The 18,649-nt window shown below is 64.2% G+C and carries 17 protein-coding genes and 1 pseudogene; 12 read left to right on the top strand and 6 right to left on the bottom strand.

What is annotated here, in order from left to right; translation table 11 throughout:
• Positions 1-53 precede the first annotated feature (53 nt).
• Together EU800_RS19790 and EU800_RS19785 are read right to left on the bottom strand one after the other, a co-directional pair.
• A complete protein-coding gene (locus EU800_RS19790; RefSeq protein ID WP_129634975.1) occupies positions 54-1,178 on the bottom strand; it encodes a DSD1 family PLP-dependent enzyme in 1,125 nt (374 codons plus the stop codon).
• 55 nt (positions 1,179-1,233) lie between these two features.
• Positions 1,234-2,379 carry an amidohydrolase/deacetylase family metallohydrolase gene (locus tag EU800_RS19785; protein ID WP_129634973.1) on the bottom strand — a complete coding sequence of 382 codons (1,146 nt, stop codon included), beginning with the start codon at positions 2,377-2,379 and terminating at the stop codon, positions 1,234-1,236.
• 378 nt (positions 2,380-2,757) lie between these two features.
• Here EU800_RS19785 and EU800_RS19780 point away from each other — a divergent pair, with 378 nt between their 5' ends.
• The 10 genes from EU800_RS19780 (at position 2,758) to EU800_RS19735 (ending at position 12,982) form a co-directional block, all read left to right on the top strand.
• Positions 2,758-4,272, top strand: coding sequence for an ABC transporter substrate-binding protein (locus tag EU800_RS19780; RefSeq protein ID WP_129634971.1), 1,515 nt, complete (start codon positions 2,758-2,760; stop codon positions 4,270-4,272).
• A gap of 76 nt (positions 4,273-4,348) precedes the next feature.
• Positions 4,349-5,362: an ABC transporter ATP-binding protein gene (locus tag EU800_RS19775; RefSeq protein WP_129634969.1), complete on the top strand. Its 1,014-nt coding sequence runs from the start codon at positions 4,349-4,351 to the stop codon at positions 5,360-5,362.
• A complete protein-coding gene (locus EU800_RS19770; RefSeq protein WP_129634967.1) occupies positions 5,352-6,362 on the top strand; it encodes an ABC transporter ATP-binding protein in 1,011 nt (336 codons plus the stop codon). Before EU800_RS19775 ends, EU800_RS19770 begins: the two co-directional genes overlap by 11 nt.
• A complete protein-coding gene (locus tag EU800_RS19765; RefSeq protein ID WP_165354756.1) occupies positions 6,362-7,309 on the top strand; it encodes an ABC transporter permease in 948 nt (315 codons plus the stop codon). The genes EU800_RS19770 and EU800_RS19765 overlap by 1 nt, the downstream gene beginning before the upstream one ends.
• 2 nt (positions 7,310-7,311) lie before the next feature.
• Positions 7,312-8,208 carry an ABC transporter permease gene (locus EU800_RS19760; RefSeq protein WP_165354755.1) on the top strand — a complete coding sequence of 299 codons (897 nt, stop codon included), beginning with the start codon at positions 7,312-7,314 and terminating at the stop codon, positions 8,206-8,208.
• 20 nt (positions 8,209-8,228) lie between these two features.
• On the top strand, positions 8,229-9,182 hold the full coding sequence (locus EU800_RS19755; protein ID WP_129634961.1) for a D-2-hydroxyacid dehydrogenase: 954 nt from the start codon (positions 8,229-8,231) through the stop codon (positions 9,180-9,182).
• Positions 9,179-10,144 (top strand): D-2-hydroxyacid dehydrogenase, encoded by a 966-nt coding sequence (locus EU800_RS19750; protein ID WP_165354754.1) that lies wholly within the window; start codon positions 9,179-9,181, stop codon positions 10,142-10,144. Before EU800_RS19755 ends, EU800_RS19750 begins: the two co-directional genes overlap by 4 nt.
• 34 nt (positions 10,145-10,178) lie before the next feature.
• Positions 10,179-11,399, top strand: coding sequence for a hypothetical protein (locus tag EU800_RS19745; RefSeq protein ID WP_129634957.1), 1,221 nt, complete (start codon positions 10,179-10,181; stop codon positions 11,397-11,399).
• Entirely contained in the window at positions 11,396-12,304 is a 909-nt protein-coding gene (locus tag EU800_RS19740) for an NAD(P)-dependent oxidoreductase (protein WP_129634955.1), read from the top strand. Before EU800_RS19745 ends, EU800_RS19740 begins: the two co-directional genes overlap by 4 nt.
• A 165-nt stretch (positions 12,305-12,469) precedes the next feature.
• The gene (locus EU800_RS19735) at positions 12,470-12,982 is read left to right on the top strand and encodes a hypothetical protein (RefSeq protein WP_129634953.1); all 513 of its coding nucleotides are present in this window, start codon (positions 12,470-12,472) and stop codon (positions 12,980-12,982) included.
• On the opposite strand, the gene EU800_RS19730 is transcribed toward EU800_RS19735, so the two are convergent.
• The 3 genes from EU800_RS19730 to EU800_RS19720 form a co-directional block, all read right to left on the bottom strand.
• Positions 12,957-13,766 (bottom strand): class I SAM-dependent methyltransferase, encoded by an 810-nt coding sequence (locus tag EU800_RS19730; protein ID WP_165354753.1) that lies wholly within the window; start codon positions 13,764-13,766, stop codon positions 12,957-12,959. The genes EU800_RS19735 and EU800_RS19730 overlap by 26 nt on opposite strands.
• A 115-nt stretch (positions 13,767-13,881) precedes the next feature.
• Positions 13,882-15,534 carry a response regulator transcription factor gene (locus EU800_RS19725; protein ID WP_129634949.1) on the bottom strand — a complete coding sequence of 551 codons (1,653 nt, stop codon included), beginning with the start codon at positions 15,532-15,534 and terminating at the stop codon, positions 13,882-13,884.
• 359 nt (positions 15,535-15,893) lie between these two features.
• Positions 15,894-16,631 (bottom strand): methyltransferase domain-containing protein, encoded by a 738-nt coding sequence (locus EU800_RS19720; RefSeq protein ID WP_165354752.1) that lies wholly within the window; start codon positions 16,629-16,631, stop codon positions 15,894-15,896.
• A 167-nt stretch (positions 16,632-16,798) separates the two neighbouring features.
• Here EU800_RS19720 and EU800_RS19715 point away from each other — a divergent pair, with 167 nt between their 5' ends.
• Both EU800_RS19715 and EU800_RS19710 read left to right on the top strand, forming a co-directional pair.
• Positions 16,799-17,497, top strand: a complete 699-nt coding sequence (locus EU800_RS19715) for a helix-turn-helix domain-containing protein (protein ID WP_129634945.1) — start codon at positions 16,799-16,801, stop codon at positions 17,495-17,497.
• A gap of 383 nt (positions 17,498-17,880) precedes the next feature.
• On the top strand, positions 17,881-18,150 hold the full coding sequence (locus EU800_RS19710) for a hypothetical protein (protein WP_129634943.1): 270 nt from the start codon (positions 17,881-17,883) through the stop codon (positions 18,148-18,150).
• A gap of 302 nt (positions 18,151-18,452) precedes the next feature.
• On the opposite strand, the pseudogene EU800_RS27275 reads toward EU800_RS19710, so the two are convergent.
• Positions 18,453-18,649 (bottom strand): annotated as a pseudogene (locus EU800_RS27275) (hypothetical protein); the annotation flags it as partial.

The raw sequence follows: 18,649 nt of genomic DNA, 5'->3' as shown, positions 1-18,649 counted from the left end.
AGAGAGCGCTCCACCGCACCCGCAGGAGTTTCCGCCGGCAACGCCGTTTCGGCTCAGAACACCGCGCCGCGCGCATCCACCGGCCATAAGCACTCCACCCGCCCGTTCCGCACGCCGACGATCCAGTCGTGAAGGTTGACGGTCGGATCGCAATGCCCCGGTATCAGCGAGAGCACCGCGCCCATGGCCGGCCGGGCCTCGGGCGTTTCGAACGAGATCATCGTGTGCTCGTCCGCGGCCTTGAAGACCTTGCCTTCCGGCAAATTTACCAGGGCCGGAAGCCCACAATCGGTTGTGTAGGCCTTCAGTCCCGCATCCGTCGCGACCATGGTCGGCGTGGGCGCGCTCATCACCGTTGTGCGGATCGTCAGGCTGTGGCGAAAGGTGTCGACCGGGCCGCCGGTCTCCCCGAAATTGAGCGCGTAGTCATGGTCCATGAAGACATAGGACCCGACCTGAAGCTCGTTCCACAACCCGCTCGAAGTTTCGAAGACGTAGCTTCCCGTGCCCGCCCCGCCGATGATGTCGCATTCCAGTCCCTCGGCCGTCAGCAGGTCCAGCGAGGCGCGCAACGCTTCGGTCGCGGCGGCGATCTTCTGCCCGCGCTCGGCATGGTCTCGAACATGCTGGGCCGGCCCGTGATAGGCTTGGATCCCGCCGAAGCGCAGGTTCGGTGCGGCGGCAATGTGCAGGGCGAGGTCGCGGGCTTCCTCGCCGGGCCGTACGCCGCAGCGCCCGCCGCCGACATCGACCTCGACCAGAACGGTCAGCGTCGTGTCGTATTCGGCGGCCGCCGCGTCGATCGCATCGACGTTCTCTGCATTGTCGGCGCAAACCGCGACGGTGACGCGCTTTGACAGGGCCGCCAGCCTCTCCAGCTTCCGCGAACCGACCACCTCGTTGCTGACCAGAATGTCAGTAATCCCGGCATTTGCCATGGCCTCGGCCTCGCTTACCTTCTGGCAGCAGATTCCCACTGCGCCGGCCGCGATCTGGAGCCGAGCAACCGCCGAACACTTGTGAGTCTTGGCATGTGGCCGCAGACGGATGCCGTTCGCGGCCGTAAAGGCGGCCATGTGCTCGATATTGGATTCGAGCGCGTCGAGATCGACAACCAGCGCCGGCGTGTCGATGTCGTCCAGCGTGTCACCGATGCGGGCAGCGGGGCATTGCGTCATAAGAAGGCTCCAAAGAAATGCATGGACCGGATTGGATTGGGTCAGCTTGTGGCGTTCAGGCTGAAACGGCGTCCTGCCACCAGGCGCCGCCGATGACGATCCCGCGATGTTCCAGCTGCCTGTCCGTGGTGACGGTCTCGCCGACGGCATCGGTATGGGTGAAGCGGCCGCCGACCTCCTCGATGATGGTCGCGTCGCCGGCCGACCCGACCTTGAGCGTCCCGATATCGTCGCGCCGCACCGCTTTTGCCGGATTGACCGTGGTCGCCGCAATCACCTCGGTCAGGCTCATCCCGAGCGCCATGAACTTGGACATCACTGCCAGCACATCGTAGGCGGGTCCATCGACGCAGAGCACGTGGATGTCGCTGCTGAGCACGTCGGGCTTGATCCCCTCTTCCAGCATCACCACCCCGGATTCGAAGCTGAACCCGCCATAACCATGGCCGATGTCGAAGATGATGCCGCGTTCGCGCGCGTCCAGGATCTCCTGCCGGATCGTGCGGTCACCGTGGATCGGTGCGTTGGGGAACGGTCGGAAGCAATGGGTGAGGATGTCGCCGGGGCGCAACGCCGCCAGGACCTCTTCGCGGGTCGGCGGCGGGTTGTCGATATGGGCCATCACCGGCAGGCCGAGCGCGTCGGCGACCTCGATGGCAAGCGACAGGGGCGCCATGCCGGAGTTTCCCCCGGCCCGGGCGCCGACGCGGGCCTTCATTCCCACGAGGATATCGAGGTTCTCGCGCGCAACGCGCAGGCATTCGCGCGCGTCGAGCAGCCGCAGGTTTTCACATTCGCCGACCATCACGGTTTTGGAAAACCCGAAGATCCCGGCGAAGGAAATGTTGAGATAGGCCAGGATGCGGGGCGCGGAGGGCTCGATCACGTGCTTCCGGAAGCCGGCGAGGTTTCCGGGTCCGGCGCTTCCCGCATCGACGAATGTGGTGGTGCCGCTGCGGCGCGCAACCGTCTCCGCGTCAACCCCCAGAGAAGTTCCGCCCCAGTAGACATGGGTGTGCAGGTCGATAAGGCCGGGGCTCACGATCTTTCCCGTGACGTCACGCACATCCGTCGCCCGGGCGGCGTCGATCCCGGCCTCGACTGCCGCGACCTTGCCGCCGGCAAAGGCGACGTCGAACGTCCCGTCCATGTCCTGCGACGGATCAACCACCCGGCCGCCTTTGAGGAGCAGATCATACATGCTGGTTCATCCTGTTGTCCTGGGTCCGATCCGCGACTCCGGACTTGCCAGCCTTCCACCGGCCGGCTGCGTGCCGCTTTGGCTCAACGAAGCCCATTCTCCGGCCCGCCGCAAATGCCGTATCCGGATCAAGCGATGTCAATTTGTCATGACCCGCCGACCGGGGGGCGGCATACCCGAAACCCGATTTGCCGATGCCCTCCGAGAATAGACAAATTCGAAAACGGCATTGGCCTGCTTGCCATTGAGCCAACAACACTACGGCAGGCGCCGGCCCGATGCGAGCCGCCAATACGAAACAAACCTGAAACTGCATGACGGAGTCTGCGGTGACCGGTTCGTTCAAAGCGCCGCCGCAACAACGGGAGAGGAAAACACATGGCACTTTCATTTCGGATGTTGGCCAGCCTGGCAACGGCCAGCGCTCTGGCCATCGCAGCCGGCACCCAGGTGTCGGCACAGGACCGCGCCGCGACGCTGATCGTGGCCGAAGACGTCGTTCCGCAGACTTTCGACCCGATCCAGTCCTCCCAGATCCGCACCTGGTATGTGTGGCAACTGGTCTATGAAGGGCTGGTACGCGCGGAACTGGACGGCAGCCTGACGCCGGTCCTCGCCAGCAGCTGGACGATCGACGAGAGCGGCACCGTCTATGACTTCACCCTTCGGGAAGGCGTCTCGTTCTCCGACGGCAGCCCCGTCACGCCCGAGGACGTGGTCTTCTCCTTCGAGCGGCTCAAGGCCGACGGCCTGCCTTATGCGCAGGACCGGTTCAAGTCTCTGGCGTCGGTCGAGAAGGTCGATGACAGCACCGTCCGGTTCACTCTCAGCGGTCCGGATGCGGGCTTCATGCTGAACCTTGGCAGCCCCTTCGTGGTGGGATCGGCCATCATGAAGGCCGACTGGGTGGCCAGCCACGACCCGAAGCAGGAAATGCTCGGCACCGGCCCCTTTGCGCTCGTCTCCTATGCTCCCAACAGCGAACTGGTGCTGGAGCGAAACGAGAACTACTGGGATCCCGAGGGCGCGGCGAAAGTCGAGGCGCTGAAAATTCGCTACATGCCGGAGCAGTCGGCCCAGATCGCCGCGATGCTCTCGGGCCAGATCGACCTCATGTTCCCTTCCGCCGAAAGCATGCTTCAGCTTCAGCGGGTGCCGGAGGTGACCACCGTCGCCGTGGCTTCGACCAACACGGTGCGGCTGAACATCAACACCAATCTGGAACCCTTCAGCGACCCGGATTTCCGGCGCGCGATGTCGCTCTCGCTCAACCGCGACGAGATCGTCGCCGGGGCGTTCCTCGGCGAAGCCAGTCCCAGTGCGCAGATCCCGCCGGCCTATGCCTGGGGGCCCAACCTCGCCGACCTGAAATATCAGAAACAGGACATCGAGCAGGCGAAGGAGTTGCTCGCGAAGGCCGGCTATCCGGATGGGATCGACATCACCCTGAACCACCTCGCGGGCTACGCCAGCTATCTCGACCGTTTCGCGGAAATCCTGAAAGGCCAGATGGCCGAAGCGGGCATCCGCGTGACCATCGAGGCCAACCAGACCGCCGTCTGGCTGGATAAGCAGAACACGGCGAACTACGAGATCATGACCAATGAATACGCCTTCCAGGCGGATCCGCTGTTCTATCTGATGCCGCGCCCCGGCCGCCAGGGCCCGACACCGCCGGAAATGGTCGACCTGATCGACGCCGCCAAGAGCGGCCCGGCGGCCGACTATCCCGCCGCCCTGGCCGAGATCGCTGTGATGCAGGATGACCTCGTCTTCCCCGACATCACCGTTGCCTCGCGCAACGCCTGGGTCGCCTATACCGGCAACGTGGTCTCGGCCGATCCCGACGCGACGATCTCGCGTACCTTCCTTGCCGACGTCGCCCTGAAGTGACCACGGTCCGGGCCCGTCCGCGAGTGGCTGGCGGGCCCGGAACCCTCAACAAACAAGAAAAGACCGGAACCGATACGTGACCGACCGTCCTGTCCTCAGGGTCGAGAACCTGACCACCCGTTTCGAGACGGACCACGGCGCCGTGACCGCGGTGGATAGCGTGTCCTTCGAGGTCGCTCCGGGCGAGACCCTCGGGCTGGTCGGGGAATCCGGCTCCGGCAAGAGCGTGACGGCCATGTCGGTGCTCGGCCTCGTTCCCAAACCCGGCAGGATCGTCGACGGGACCATCGAACTGAACGGGACCTCGCTCCTCAAGCTATCGCCCGAGGAGTTGCGGCGTCGCCGCGGCACCGAATGCGGCATGGTGTTCCAGAACCCCATGACCGCGCTGAACCCGTCCTTTTCGGTCGGCTGGCAGATGCGCGAGGCGATCACCGCCCACGGCGCCAGCGGCGATGTCGATGCCCGTATCCACCGCGCCCTGGCCGATGTCGGGATGCCGGACCCCGACCGACAGGCGGCCTCCTTCCCCCACCAGATGTCGGGCGGAATGCGGCAGCGCGTGGTGATCGCCATGGGCATGATCAATGACCCGCAATTGCTGATTGCTGACGAGCCGACAACCGCGCTCGACGTCACCATCCAGGCCCAGGTGCTCAACCTGATGAAGCGGCTCACCCGCGATCACGGCACCGCGCTGCTGCTGATCACGCACAACATGGGCGTGGTGGCCAATATGTGCGACCGGGTGGCGGTGATGTATGCTGGCGAGATCGTCGAGGAAGCGCCGGTCGACGAACTCTTCGCCAATTCGCGCCACCCTTATACCCGTGGCCTCCTGCGCTCGATCCCCAACCCGGACCGGCCGCGCGAGAAAACCCCCACCCTGCCCGGTGCACCGCCGAACATGGCGCAGCTCCCTGCGGGCTGCCGCTTCCGCCCCCGCTGCGTCTTCGCCGACGCGCGCTGCGGCGCGCGCCCCGATCTCCTGACGGTAGGTGCGCGTCACAAGGCACGCTGCTGGAAGACGCAGGCCGGTGAGCCGTTGACCGAAACGGACAGAATGACGGAAACGCTCGATGCCGGATGACCGCACCGCTCCGCTGTTGCAGGTCGAGAACCTGAAGCGCCAGTTTCAGGTGCGCCAGCGCGGCAGCCGCGAAAGCCAGCTGCTGCGCGCGGTGGATGGCGTGTCGTTGCACCTCGAGGCCGGCGAATCGCTCGGCGTCGTCGGCGAGTCCGGCTGTGGCAAGTCCACTCTCGCCCGGCTGATCGTTGGGCTTCTCAAGCCGACGGAGGGGCGCATTCTGATCGACGGACAGGACATCTGGACGCCGGGTGCCGCCGGACGCGACCGTCGGCGAAAGTTTCAGATGGTGTTCCAGAATCCCGCAGGCTCGATGAACCCGCGCCGCACCGTCGGCGCCAGCGTGGCCGAGCCGCTGACGGCAAAAGGCGTGCCCAACGCCTCCGAAGCTGTGGAACGGATGCTGGAACTGGTCGGCCTCGACCCGTCGATGGCCTCGCGCAAACCGCACCAGCTCTCGGGCGGCCAGCAGCAGCGGGCCTCGATCGCACGGGCGCTGATCGCGGATCCCGCGATCGTGGTTCATGACGAGTCCATCGCGTCGCTCGACATCTCGCTGCAGGCGCAGATCCTGAACCTTCTGCTCGATCTGCAGAAGGATCTCGGAACATCCTACATCTTCATCAGCCACGATCTCGCGGCGGTGCAGGCGATCAGCCATCGGGTCGTCGTCATGTATCTGGGCGAGGTCGTCGAAGCCTCCGACTCCACCACTTTCGCCCAACGCCCCCTACACCCCTATTCCCTGGCCCTGCGCAGCGCCACGCTGCTGCCCGACCCGGTGCATGAACGCGGTCGCGGCGACACGCTGCTGCGGGGTGACGTTCCCAGCCCGATCAATCCGCCCAGCGGATGCCGGTTCCACACCCGCTGCCCGCTCGCCAAGGACCTGTGCCTGCAACAGAAACCCGCGCTGCGCGACGCCGGCTCCGGTCATCTCGTCGCTTGCCACTACGCCGGGGACACCACCCGTCCGCTGGAAATGTCGGAAGAGGTCGTTTGATGCTGAGAATGATCGGAATGCGCCTTCTGGGCATGATCCTCGTTCTGCTGGCCGTGTCGGCGCTTGTCTTTGCGCTCGGGGCCCTGATACCCGGCGACCTTACCAGTGTGATCGTCGGTCAGGAAGGAGCGACAGAAGAGCAGTTTGCAGAAGTCCGCCGCAAGCTCGGACTCGACAAGCCACTGTTCCTGCAATATTTCTATTGGCTTCTGAATGTGCTCCAAGGCGATTTCGGAACCTCTCCCATCACCGGGCGGACGGTGACCGCAGACCTGCTCCAGCAGATCCCGGTTTCGCTGGAACTTGCGCTGCTGACGCTCGTCGTCTCTACGCTCATCGGGTTGCCGGCCGGCGTGGTGGCGGCGGTGCATGCCAACAAGCGGCTCGACGTCCTGATCCGTATGTCCCTCCTTTTCACTTTCTCGGTCCCGATCTTTGTCATCGGAATCCTGCTCCTGCTGGTTGGGTCCCGCTGGGCGCCTGATCTCTTCCGCGTCTCCTACACCCGCTGGGTCGACGATCCGGTAATGCACATCCGCTCGATGGCGATGCCGCTCCTGACCATCGCGTTCCCGATCACCGCGATGACAATGCAGATGACGCGCAGTTCGGTACTCGAGGTGCTGCACAACCCCTACATCGTCACCGCCCGGGCGGTCGGCGTGCGCGAGAAACGCATCCAGTATCTGCACGCGCTTCGGAATGCCCTGCCGCCGATCGTGACTTTCATTGGCTTTCAGCTTGGCATCCTGCTCGGTGGCCTGATCGTGATTGAACAGATCTTCAGCCTGCCCGGGCTCGGACGCGGAATGCTCGAGGCGATCAATACCCGGGACTACCCGATGGTGACGGCCACGACGCTGGTCTTTGCCGCCGCCTTCGTCTTCATCAACGCGCTGGTCGACATGCTCTATCCGCTGCTCGATCCCCGCCAGAGAGGCAGATGACCATGACCGCGTCTTCAGGCCCCGCGCCCACTGGCCTCCGTCTGCCGCTTCCGCTGGCCAAACTCCTGGGCCATGGCGGCGGCGCATTTGGCCTCGCGATCATGGTGTTCTTCGTCATCCTCGCCGTCTTCGGGCGCCTGCTTTCACCCTATGATCCCAACGCCAATGACTACATGAGCCTTCTCGCTCCGCCCTCGGCCACGCACTGGTTCGGAACGGATGAACTCGGGCGCGACACGTTAAGCCGGGTGATCGACGGCTCGCGCATCGCGGTGGCGGTCGCTTTTCTCTCGGTGTCGATCGCGATGGCCGTCGGGGTGGTGATCGGTGTCGTAGCGGGCTTTTTCGGCGGACTTGTCGATGCGGTGCTGAACCGCAGCCAGGACGTGCTCTTCGCTTTTCCCACGCTGCTCCTGGCCATCATCCTGGTGGCAGTTCTCGGGCCGGGGCTCTTCAACGCCTCGCTGGCCATCGCCATTGTCTATTCCCCGCGGTTCGCCCGGATGGCGCGGGCGAGCACGCTGAGCATCAAGACCAGCGAATATCTCGATGCGGCGCGGCTAGCCGGGGTCAGCACGCCGGTCATCCTGGTTCGCCACGTCCTGCCGAACGCGCTGCCGCCGGTGATCGTTCTGGCCGCGCTCAGCATGTCGACAGCGCAGCTGGCCTACGCATCGCTCAGCTTCCTCGGACTCGGCGTCAGCCCACCACAGGCCGACTGGGGCAGCATGCTGTCCAAGGGGCGGGACTTCATTACCATCGCTCCCTGGCTGGTGATCTGGCCAACCGTCGCGCTGGTGCTGTTGATGCTGGCCTTCAACGTGCTCGGAGACGCGATACGGGACGTTCTGGACCCGAGCCATACGAGCACCGGCAAGAGCCCCGACACCATCAGATAGCCGCAGGAACCGTTCCTTCCATGACCAAGCCAATCGTCGTCCTGCATCACGACCTTCCGCCCGGCGTGCATGCGTTTCTCACGGCCTGTCCGGACATCGAAACGCGCTGCCCTAGGGATGACGCGGGCGTCGCAGCGGCGCTCGCGGGAGGCGCGGAGGTCCTCGTCACCCACACATGGCGCGCGCCTTTCCTGACGCCGTCGCTCCGCTGGATTGCCGGCACCGGCGCAGGATTCGAGCAATACCCGCTCGACGAATTCGAGGCGCAAGGCATCGTCCTGACCACCGCCGCCGGCGTGCATACCGACAGTGTGGCAGAACACGCCTTTGCGCTGCTGCTCTCTCTCACCCGCCGGATCGGCGAGGCCGCGCGCAACATGGAACAGGCGCGGTGGCAGCCGCTGATCGGCGACGAAATTGTCGGACGCAGGATGCTCGTCGTCGGCCTCGGTCGGATCGGAGACGCCATCGCCCGACGCGCGCAGAGTTGGGGCATGGAGGTCGCCGGGATCAAGCGCAACCCGGCGACCTATGACGGACCGGTTGCGGATGTCCGTGGAACCGACGCGCTGGTTTCTCTATGCGCCTGGGCGGATATCGTCGTTCTGGCCCAGCCGGCGCGCGCCGATGGGAGGCCGGTGATCGGCGCCGCGGAGCTAGCGGCGTTGGCCGATGGCTGGATCGTGAACATCGGCCGCGGCAGCCTGATCGACGAACCTGCACTGATCACGGCACTCAAGAGCGGCGCATTGCGCGGAGCCGGTCTCGACGTCACTGCCACCGAACCCTTGCCCGCGGACTCGCCACTGTGGCGCGATCCGAAGGTCGTCGTAACGGCGCATAACGCTGGCGCCAGCCCGGCCTTCGGACGCCGATGGGGAGTGCTCTTCGAGCGCAACCTTGCGGCCTACATTGCCGGTGGGAACAATTGGGTAAACAGGCTGGGCAGAGACATTCCAAGGGGACAAAAGTGAACCGTTTCGTCATGCTTCCGCCGTCAGACCAGCTCACGGAAACCTGGGCGAGCGCCGTGGCCGAAGCCGCGCCATCCCTGGACGTGGAGGTCGCGACGGACCGCGAGACGGCGCTGCGGCTTCTGCCGGAGGCGGTCGCCGCCTACGGGAGCCTCGATCCCGAACTGCTGTCCCAGTCCGGCAATCTGCGATGGCTGCAGGCGCCAATGGCAGCGCCACCGGCCGGCTTCTTCTTCCCCGAACTGGTGGCACACCCGGTCGAAGTCACGAATTTCCGAGGCGTCTACAACGACCATGTTGCCACGCATGCCGTCGCCATGCTGCTCGGCCTCGCACGAAACCTGCCTGTCTACATGCGCCAGCAACCGACCGGCACCTGGGACCGCCATCTGGCCGACGCGGACATCCTGCACCTTCCGGAAAGCACGGTCCTGGTGATCGGAGTCGGCGGCATCGGCACCGAAATCGGCCGGATGGTCGCCGCTTTCGGCGCGCGTGTGATCGGCATCGATCCGCGCCGCAGCGACTGTCCCGAGGGAATAACGGAGATACATCCGCCAGCGCAACTCGACCGCCTGCTGCCGCAGGCCGACGTGGTCGTCCTGACGCTGCCCCACACGCCCGAAAGCGAGGGGATGTTCGGTGCGGAGCGTCTGGCGTTGATGAAGCCTTCCGCCCTTCTCGTGAATATCGGCCGCGGCGCGACGGTGCAGCTCGGACCGCTGACCGAGGCGCTGCAACAGGGGCGGCTAGGGGGCGCAGCGCTCGACGTCTTCGAAGAGGAACCGCTGCCATCGACCCATCCGCTCTGGCGCGAGCCGAAAACGATTCTCACGCCACATGTTGCCGTCGTCGGTCCCTATATCCCCGAACGCAGGCTGGCCGTCCTGTGCGAGAATGCCCGCCGTTTCGCCGCTGGCGAGGCCCTGACCAACCTCGTGGACAAGTCGCTTTGGTATTGACGACCGGCACGTCCGTGGAAAGAGGATTCCGGTGATGCAGAACTCGGTCTTTGTGTTTGGAACCGACCTGAAACACGAAGGGACGGAAGCGGTGCTCGACGCTCTTCGGACCCGGGCCGGGGCGACCGACGTGGCGTTCTCAGCCACCTACCACGACGCCCGGGACGTCTTCCCCCACAACCCGCGATACCATGTCTACCGCCACGAGGGTGACATCGCCTGGTTCCGCTCCCGAGGCACGCTCTATCCGGACGGCTTCGTGCCCAAGCTCGCCGAAGCGGCGGATGGCGAGGACATGCTGGCGGACCTCTGCGCGTCAGCGGAGAACCGCGGAATGAGCGTCAGCGCCTGGACCATCTTCCTGCACAATTCCCGCCTCGCAACCGCCCGCCCGGATTGCGCAACACGGAACGTCTATGGCGACGCCTACCTGTCGGATCTCTGCCCCGCCAACCCCGAGGTGCGCGCCTATTGCCGCGGACTTGCCAGTGACATCGCGCGCTACCCGGTGAAACGGCTGCTGGCCGAGGCATTGCACTATCGCACCCTGGAACATGGCGAGCACCACGAGCGCTACCTGATCGCCCTGCCGGGCTGGGCGCGCGGATTGATGTCGCTCTGCTTCTGTCCGCATTGCCGCGCCGCGGGCACGGCTGCCGGCGTCGACATGGAGGCGTTGGCGGACGCGATACAGGGTGCCCTGGACCCAGTCTGGCAAGGCCAGCCGGTACCGGACCGCTCCACGCTGAGCGACGAGTGGCTGCACGAGCTCGAGACGTTTCGCCAGCAGCGCTGCAAGATCGTGACGTCGTTGGTAGCAGAGGTGAAATCCGTGCTCGAACCGGCCGGCGTCGCTCTCTGCTTCATCGACCACGCGGGTGCGATGGCGCATGTCCTGCCGGGCGTGACGGCCGAGGACGACGTGATCGACGTCGCCCGCGACCTTCTCGGCACCGATCCCGCAGCCGTGGCGGAAGCCGCCGACGAATACCTAGTTCTCGGGTATACCGGATCCGCCGAGGCGCTGATGTCCCAGTTGCGCCGCTACCGCGACAAACTCGGCGCCGCGACAAGGATGGGCGTGGCACTGCGTCCGCTCGCGATCGATTGCCCGAACCCGGGAAATCTGCGCGCCAAGGCGCAGGCCGCGCGTGCCTCGGGCGCCAGCAGCCTCGCCTTCTACCATTACGCCATGATGCCACTCGACCGGCTCGACTGGATCGCCGGCGCACTCTCCACGGAGGACCCGTCATGAAGATCCTCGTCACCGGCGCCTCCGGCCACGTCGCACGGATGGGGCTGAGCGAAATTGCCAAACGCCACGAACTCCGGCTCACCGACATCGTCTCCCCACCGTCGCCGCCAGCGGGCGCCACCTTTACCGCCAGCGATCTGCTGAATGCCGACGACGCGTCCTTTTCGGCCCTCTTCAAGGGCGTCGAAACGGTCATTCACAGTGCCTATCTCCATTCCTCGAAGCAGGGCGATGTCTATGGAGCGGAGCCGCCGCAGATCGACCGTTTCGAGACGGAACTGGACAATATCCGCATCGCGCAACGGGTCTACCGCCACGCCTACGAGGCCGGTGTCCGCCGTGTCGTCATGGTGTCGTCGAACCATGCCGCCGACTGGTACGAGCACAGCCAGATCCACGCCCGCCGGCGGGAAATGATCACGCCGGACGACTACCCGTTGTCGGACAATTTCTATGGCTGGGCCAAGGCGTCCTACGAACTGCTCGGCTTTCCTTATGCATGCGGCACTTTCGGCCGCCGGCTGGAAGTGGTGAGCCTGCGCATCGGAGCGCCCTATCCGATCGACGCCGGAAAGTTTCTCGACGGTGGCGCATCGCCCGAGTTGTCCTTGCCGAAACCGGGTGGCGTGGCAGGGTTCAAGCGTGCCCTCGCGACCTATCTCAGCCCAGGCGACTGTGCCGAGCTCTTTCGCGCGGCCGCCGAAGCCCCCGAAATCGAGGGGCGCGACGGCGTGCCCTGGCTGGTGGTCTACGGAATCTCCGACAACACGCGCGCCTTCTGGTCGCTGGACTCGGCGCGCCGACAGCTTGGCTATGAACCCAAGGACGACTCTGAAATTCTCTATGGAGAAGAGATCGACCGGATTGTACGTTCTGGCGCGTCCAGCGGCAAACTCGGCTCTTGATTAGGCACCGGGACCGAACATTGGAACACGAACCAAGACCAGAACTCGCTTTGGGTCATTTCTGACGACTCATCGGTTCCGCGGGGGCCGGTTGCAGCATCAAAGCCGGGGGCATGCCACCGATCCGGGCTTTTCGCGCCCCGTGAAGGGAGGGCAAAACCTGCGTTGTTCACACAAACCGGCATTCACTTGGTCTTCGACCTCGCGGCCTCGCTTTCGGCGGCTCTGCTGACTGTTCTGGTCTACGCCTGGCGGCTTCGCCCGGTCGTGGACAGGACCGTTGGCAAGGCAGGTCCGGGCTATGTCGCGGCGGTGTTGATCGGTGCCGCGCTCGGTGGCTACGGTTTTGGCACGCTCAGTCTCTTGCTTTCTGGTCTGCCGGGAGTCGGGCGTAGCATCGTCGGCGCATTGGCCGGAGCCATTTTGACGGTCGAGCTTTACAAACTCAATCGTGGCATCCGCGGATCGACCGGGCTTGTTTTCGTCTTTGCTTTCGCCACCACGGTAACGGTCGGCCGCTGGGGATGTTACTTTTCGGGCATGCCTGATCAGACTTATGGCATTGCCACGGCCCTGCCCTGGGGTGTCGATTTCGGCGATTACGCGCTCGATCTCTTGGGCCTGAATAGTCATGGTGCTTTCTCCCTTGAACTCAGGCCCAAGCCTGAACAGTGGTGATCCCAACCTCGAACCGGGTTTTTCCTCCGACGACGTAGTCGGACCACTTCGGACAGACCGTCTCCTCAAGCGCCTGACGGGCCGATGGTGTGGCGTTCACCGCCTCCGAGGCCAGCGGTGTGCTGTGAACATATTGCCACAGAAACTCCTCCGGTCGCGGGACCGTCAGGGCCTTTGGTGCCGAATGCACCTGCACGTTATGGAATCCCGCGTTGTCGAACAGGTCGCGCAGCTCTCTCGGGTCGTGCATTGCGAAGACGAGATCGAGAAACAACGCGCCTTCATGCGACAGGTGGCGGGCGATGCCATCGTGCATCGCGGCGAAGAGCGGCGGTTTCGGCCCGGGGACACTGAGCAAAATGCGACCCGAGGGTTTCAGTACCCGATGCATCTCGCGCAGCGCGGCCAGTTTGTTGGGGATGAACTGCAGGCTCATTTGGCAGAGGACGACGTCGAAGTTTCCATCGTTGAGCGGGATCGCCGCTGCGTCGGCCTCGACCCAGTCGGTGCCGAGGTCCGGATCGGTATTGGCCCGCGCAGTGGCCAGCATCCCGGGGTTCAGGTCCAGTCCCGTGACCTTCCCACCGGGCATGACCTGCCGGGCAGCCATTCGGGTGACCACGCCGGTACCGCAGGCGACGTCGAGGACATGTTCGCCCGCCTTCAGGCCGGCAAGTGCAATGAGATCCTCAGCCACCGGCCCTCCGATGCTTGGGACAAAGAATTTCTGGTAGTTCCCGGGAGCGTCGCCCCCGTAATTGGTCGATGCGTAGGTCTGTGCCATGTCCAGTGCTCCCGATTTTGCGACGGGATTAGGATAGGACTCGGAGGGGGCGGATTCTTCGCCCGTTCTTGCTATGGCCGGGATCGCAGCATGGTCAATATTGACCATGTCCCGGTCAGGACAAGAGGCCCTTCCTGTGCGCGAAGGCGACGGCGGCGGTGCGCGAAGACACGCCGGTCTTGTCGAAGATATTGCTTATGTGGCGGGCGACCGTGTGTTTGCTGACGCCGAGTTCGGCGGCGATCTCGCGGTTGGTCTGGCCGCTGGCCAGCAAGCGCAACACGGCGATCTGCCGCCCTGTCAGTCCCGCCACGGGGGAAGCCATGCCCCTGGCTGGAGTGACCAACTGGGACAGGTCGCGAACAGCGCCGAGATCGTCGAAGGTGGCCTCCGCGGCGAGCCGATGAACTTCGGCGGAACTTTCGTCCCCAAGATCCCTGTAGACCCGCACGAGCCGTGCTCGGGCGCGGGCGGCTTCATAGGGCATCGAAAGACGTTGCCAGAGCGCGAGCGCGTCCGAAAGCCACGCCAGCGCCTCTTCGCGGTCTCCCGTAGCGGAAAGCAGTGTACCTCTGGCCTGCGCGTACGTTGCCTGAAGGAGAGGGACATCGAATTCCGACGTCCACCTTGACAGTTCCTCGGCTGCCGACGCAGCCGTGTCGATTTCGCCTGCTGTCAGGCAGATCTCGACCGAGGGACCGAGCAACTTCAGCCGCTCCGGGTCGGCCCATCTAACGGGCGCACCGTTTTGCGACCCGCAGGCCGCACGGATGGCGGCTGCCGCCTGCTCGGCCCGGCCCTTGCCCAGCCAAAGAAGCGCGCGGCCAGGCTGGGGGTCCACGCCCTGCCTCAGGGCGCTGTCGTAACACTGGTCGGCAGCGGCATCATGGCCGAGCAGCCGGTGCATTTCGCCCCTCTGGTAGTGGGCCCGACCCACAGTTGCTTCAGACCTCCCGGCCAACCATTCGCAGGCCCGGTCGGCGGCTGTCATGGCCCCAGGCCAATCTCCACCCATTTGGAGTATCTCGGACCGGTGGATCAGGCATTGCCCGCGGTAGGGCACCAGATCAGGCTGCGTGCGGCACCAGCCGTCGAAGGCGGCGGTCCACTCGCGGGCACGTTCGCAATCGAAGACGCTCTGGCAGGTGAGGATGACCGCGCAATAGATGATCCCGCTGAGGATCGGCGACACCTGACCGCCGGTGACCGAGATCATCGCCTCATCGAGACTAGCCGCACCCGCCTCTACCCGACCGAGCGCAATCGAGGCCTGTCCCCGGCCCAGAAGCGCAAGCGCGAGCAAGTCAGCGTCACGTTCCTCGGTTCCGGTGCCCACCGCAGTGTCGAAGCTCGGAAGCGCCCCTGCCGGATCACCCCCGAACATTTGCCTGATCGCCATGAGAAGCCGCGAGAGTTCGCGCTCTGGCCGGCAATCGGGATATTCCTCGAGCAGGCGCTGAATGCGTGCAAGCCAGCCATTGCTGCGCGACAGGTCCCCACTCAGAAGCGATGTCAGGCTCAGAACAAATCCCACGCGTGCAGCGCGCCCGACCTCATCATTGTCCACATGTACATTGTGGGCCCGTGTCCAGTACTGCACGGCCTCGTTATCCTTCGCCAAAAGATAAGCCGCGTCGCCAAGCCTCTCGATATCCAACGCCGCGAGTCGTGAAAAACTCTCGTCATCGGAGAAAAGGGAATAGGCCTCGGCCCATCGCATCGCGGAGTAGGCCTCTCTCCCCGCTCGGATCTTGTCGTCCTGAACCATGGGTGATCATATCACGGTCCGGGGTCACCCTGCAGGCCTTTGGCCCGGTGCAAATGCACCTGAGTCAAACTGGTCTCGCCACACAAAACCGACCCGCAGGAGACATTGGAACAAGGCGCCGCGAAGGTCGGCAAACCGCCCGTCTTGCGAATCCTGCGCGCGCATCGGTCGAGGTTTCGCGCCTGCGGCTAAGGTCCGGTTGGTCGGTGAACTTGCCATTGGTAGCCACGCCGGGCGAGACCGGGCGCTTTCTTGTCTATCAGGTCGGCTCACTGCGCATTTCGAACCCTGGGGGACAGATTCGCAATGTCAGCTTTGCTGATTTAGCTACGAAATTCCTCTTTGCCTTGTCGCGCCGTCTAGCGGCATTCCCAGACCGCGATATGCGCAGGCGCTGGAAACTCGACAGTGCCGTCAGTGCCAACGAACTGGACCAGCCGCTTCTCGGCCTTTTCGACGAGCGCCTCGAAGCCAGCGTCGTCGATAAACTCGGCCAAGGTCCAACCGCGCACATCCATCCGGACCCACTCCCGGATCGAGGCAAACCGCGCGCTGCCAGAAACCGTGACAGTTGTTGCGTCCGACAGCCCGCTCTCTACCAACAGGCTTCGGAATCGTTCGGTTTGCCCAAGATTGAACGGAGCGCGGAGAGCATTTGCAGCGTCAGATCCGAACATCTCATCGATCAATTCGATCATCCTGGCATATCCGGGAGAATTTTCTTCATCGTCCCACGCGGTGAGAGCAATGCGACCGCCGGGGCGAAGCATGCGTCGCATTTCCCTGATCGCCTGCACCTTGTCATCAAAAAACATCAGCCCGAACTGGCAGAGCACGGAATCGAAGCTACCTTCGGCAAAGGGGAGGTCTTCGGCAAGGCCCTGGCTCCATTCGATTCCACTCCCACGCCTTCTCGCGACCTCCAGCATTCCCGCGTTTCTGTCGAGGCCGACGATGCGCCCCTTTGGCCCAATCCGTTCGGCGGCTGCCCGGGTTGTCACACCAGTTCCACAGGCGACATCGAGCACCGCCTGTCCCGGCTTGAGGCCGGCCGCCTCGCACAGCGGCTCCGCCCAAGCTCCGAAGAGCGCCGGCACGAAGAATTCGTCATAGATTTCGGCGGCAGAATTGGAGACCTGCCCTGTGATTACAGCTTGGGTATTCATGATGCTACCTGCGATTTCTGGGTGTCCGGGCCAAGAGCGACACACCGAAGGCGGCGCGATATAGTTCTAAATCTGTAGCAGGTAGAAAGGCGCAGCCGATGAAATCCTACGGTCAGTTCTGCCCCGTCGCCAAGGCAGCCGAGCTGTTTTGCGAGCGATGGAATGCGCTGATCATTCGGGATCTCGCGACCGGACCGCGCCGATTTTCGGAGCTGAAACGCGGTGTGCCCCTGATGTCGCCATCGCTGTTGTCGTCTCGGTTGAAGTGGCTCATCAAAGAAGGAATCGTGGAAAGTGCCGATGTAAGCGGAGACCGCTCCGGCTACGCGTTGACGGAGTCTGGGCGCGAATTCGTGCCGCTGGTCGAGGCTCTGGGCATCTGGGGGCAGCGCTGGACTCGGCGTGAATTGCAGGACCATGAAATCGACCTCGGATTGCTCGTCTGGAGCCTGGAAAGCTCCGCCAATCCAAACGCCTTCGGCCCACGACCCTGCCTGATCCGACTGGAACTGACCGACCAGGTGGACGCAAAACGGTTCTGGTGGTTCCTGAACCGCCAGGGACGGTGCCAATTATGCGTCGACGACCCAGGTGGAGACGTGAACCTCTACATCAACTGCACGCTACCGGACGCTATCTACATCGTACGTGGGGACATATCGCCATCTGGGGCAATGGCAAAGAACAGGTTGGAGGTCATTGGCGACGGTTGGGCGCGCCGAGCGTTCACGAAATGGCTCAATCTCGGTTCGCTCACGAAAGTTCCTTCACATCGCTCCGGCGAACAGCACCTGTAAGCGATAGGATCGAAAGGCGACATCCGAGTCTTCCCATCGGATGTCCGCAAGGTCGGCATACTCCCCCTTCGGTGGCACGAAGCGTTGGCTCTTGGACCGGACACGCCAGCGCGGTCGCTCATTGCGCAATACCTCCGCTCGTGCTGTGTGAGCCCTTTGCACCTGCAGCATAAAGCTCCTTTTTCGGAAGCCGCCATTCAAGGTCGGCGCGGCGATTGGCAGTGACGAGACCGCTGGTGCCGGGCGGAGGGTCGTGGAAAGTGTGCCTTGGCTTATATAGCTCCAGCACGCCCTGCAGTCGCGGGATGGGAATTGCTTGACGTAGCGTAACAATGCGACGGAAACTTACGTTAGGAAAAGTGCACGGAAAGGGAGGACCCATCATGAACCGCATTATCGCACTCGCTCTTGTGCTGCCGCTCATCGCTGCGCCGGCCTTCGCGCAAAGTGGCAGCGGAAAGACCCCGCCCGGACAGCGAGAGGGTGGCAGCCTCGGCGAACTCACCAAGGCCGCCAACGAAGACCCGAGCTGGAATCAGGGCCAGCATGCATCGCAGCAGCCGAACCCGCGCGCCGGCCTCGCCAACGTCGATCCCGACCACCGCGGCGACCTCAGCGCGACGCTCGACCTCGTGCAGGGCGCCAGCGAGTGATAACCGGGACCGGAGCAGGCTGACATTCCGACGCAGTCTAGCCATCGCCTAAGTCACTGCCGAGTTCGCGCGTGCAAAAGTGCTGGTTTTGTGCGCGGTCAAATCCGGCTGCGTCAGTCCGCCCTCTCTCGCTCCGCCAATCGCCACCCGGTGAGGCTATCAGCGCCACCGCTCGACTGGGTTCGGCCGCACCGGACACATGGCTGGGCGGTCGGGTATTGGTCCTGTCATGTGGCTGTTGCGGCTTCCTGCGTTTAGCAGACGCTCACCTGGACATCGGCCTTCGCGGCTGCAGAAAAGGTTCACGCGGCAAGAACGGCCCAGGAGACGTTGGCGCCCGGAACCACCGCCTTGGCGTCGCTGCCTTGGACCGGCCCTAGGTGTTTGATCCCACGGTTTGATGGTGCGATCCATTCGCTGGAATGGAAGGAAGCCCTATGGGACAGGTACGTCACGGCAGCGCCACGACCACGCACGCCATCCGAGCAGCAATACAGCG

This window comes from Tropicimonas sp. IMCC6043, assembly GCF_004146235.1.
Lineage (GTDB): Bacteria > Pseudomonadota > Alphaproteobacteria > Rhodobacterales > Rhodobacteraceae > Tropicimonas.
Note: the sequence above shows the minus strand (reverse complement) of the source record. Positions and strands in the feature narration are given on the sequence as shown.

Excerpts from the sequence above, each read along its gene's own strand:
- EU800_RS19745 (WP_129634957.1), top strand. The coding sequence starts at position 10,179 with ATGCAGAACTCGGTCTTTGTGTTTGGAACCGACCTGAAACACGAAGGG.
- EU800_RS19730 (WP_165354753.1), bottom strand. The coding sequence starts at position 13,766 with ATGGCACAGACCTACGCATCGACCAATTACGGGGGCGACGCTCCCGGG.
- EU800_RS19785 (WP_129634973.1), bottom strand. The coding sequence starts at position 2,379 with ATGTATGATCTGCTCCTCAAAGGCGGCCGGGTGGTTGATCCGTCGCAG.
- EU800_RS19710 (WP_129634943.1), top strand. The coding sequence starts at position 17,881 with ATGAACCGCATTATCGCACTCGCTCTTGTGCTGCCGCTCATCGCTGCG.
- EU800_RS19770 (WP_129634967.1), top strand. The coding sequence starts at position 5,352 with ATGCCGGATGACCGCACCGCTCCGCTGTTGCAGGTCGAGAACCTGAAG.
- EU800_RS19725 (WP_129634949.1), bottom strand. The coding sequence starts at position 15,534 with ATGGTTCAGGACGACAAGATCCGAGCGGGGAGAGAGGCCTACTCCGCG.
- EU800_RS19755 (WP_129634961.1), top strand. The coding sequence starts at position 8,229 with ATGACCAAGCCAATCGTCGTCCTGCATCACGACCTTCCGCCCGGCGTG.
- EU800_RS19780 (WP_129634971.1), top strand. The coding sequence starts at position 2,758 with ATGGCACTTTCATTTCGGATGTTGGCCAGCCTGGCAACGGCCAGCGCT.
- EU800_RS19765 (WP_165354756.1), top strand. The coding sequence starts at position 6,362 with ATGCTGAGAATGATCGGAATGCGCCTTCTGGGCATGATCCTCGTTCTG.
- EU800_RS19740 (WP_129634955.1), top strand. The coding sequence starts at position 11,396 with ATGAAGATCCTCGTCACCGGCGCCTCCGGCCACGTCGCACGGATGGGG.
- EU800_RS19760 (WP_165354755.1), top strand. The coding sequence starts at position 7,312 with ATGACCGCGTCTTCAGGCCCCGCGCCCACTGGCCTCCGTCTGCCGCTT.
- EU800_RS19790 (WP_129634975.1), bottom strand. The coding sequence starts at position 1,178 with ATGACGCAATGCCCCGCTGCCCGCATCGGTGACACGCTGGACGACATC.
- EU800_RS19715 (WP_129634945.1), top strand. The coding sequence starts at position 16,799 with ATGAAATCCTACGGTCAGTTCTGCCCCGTCGCCAAGGCAGCCGAGCTG.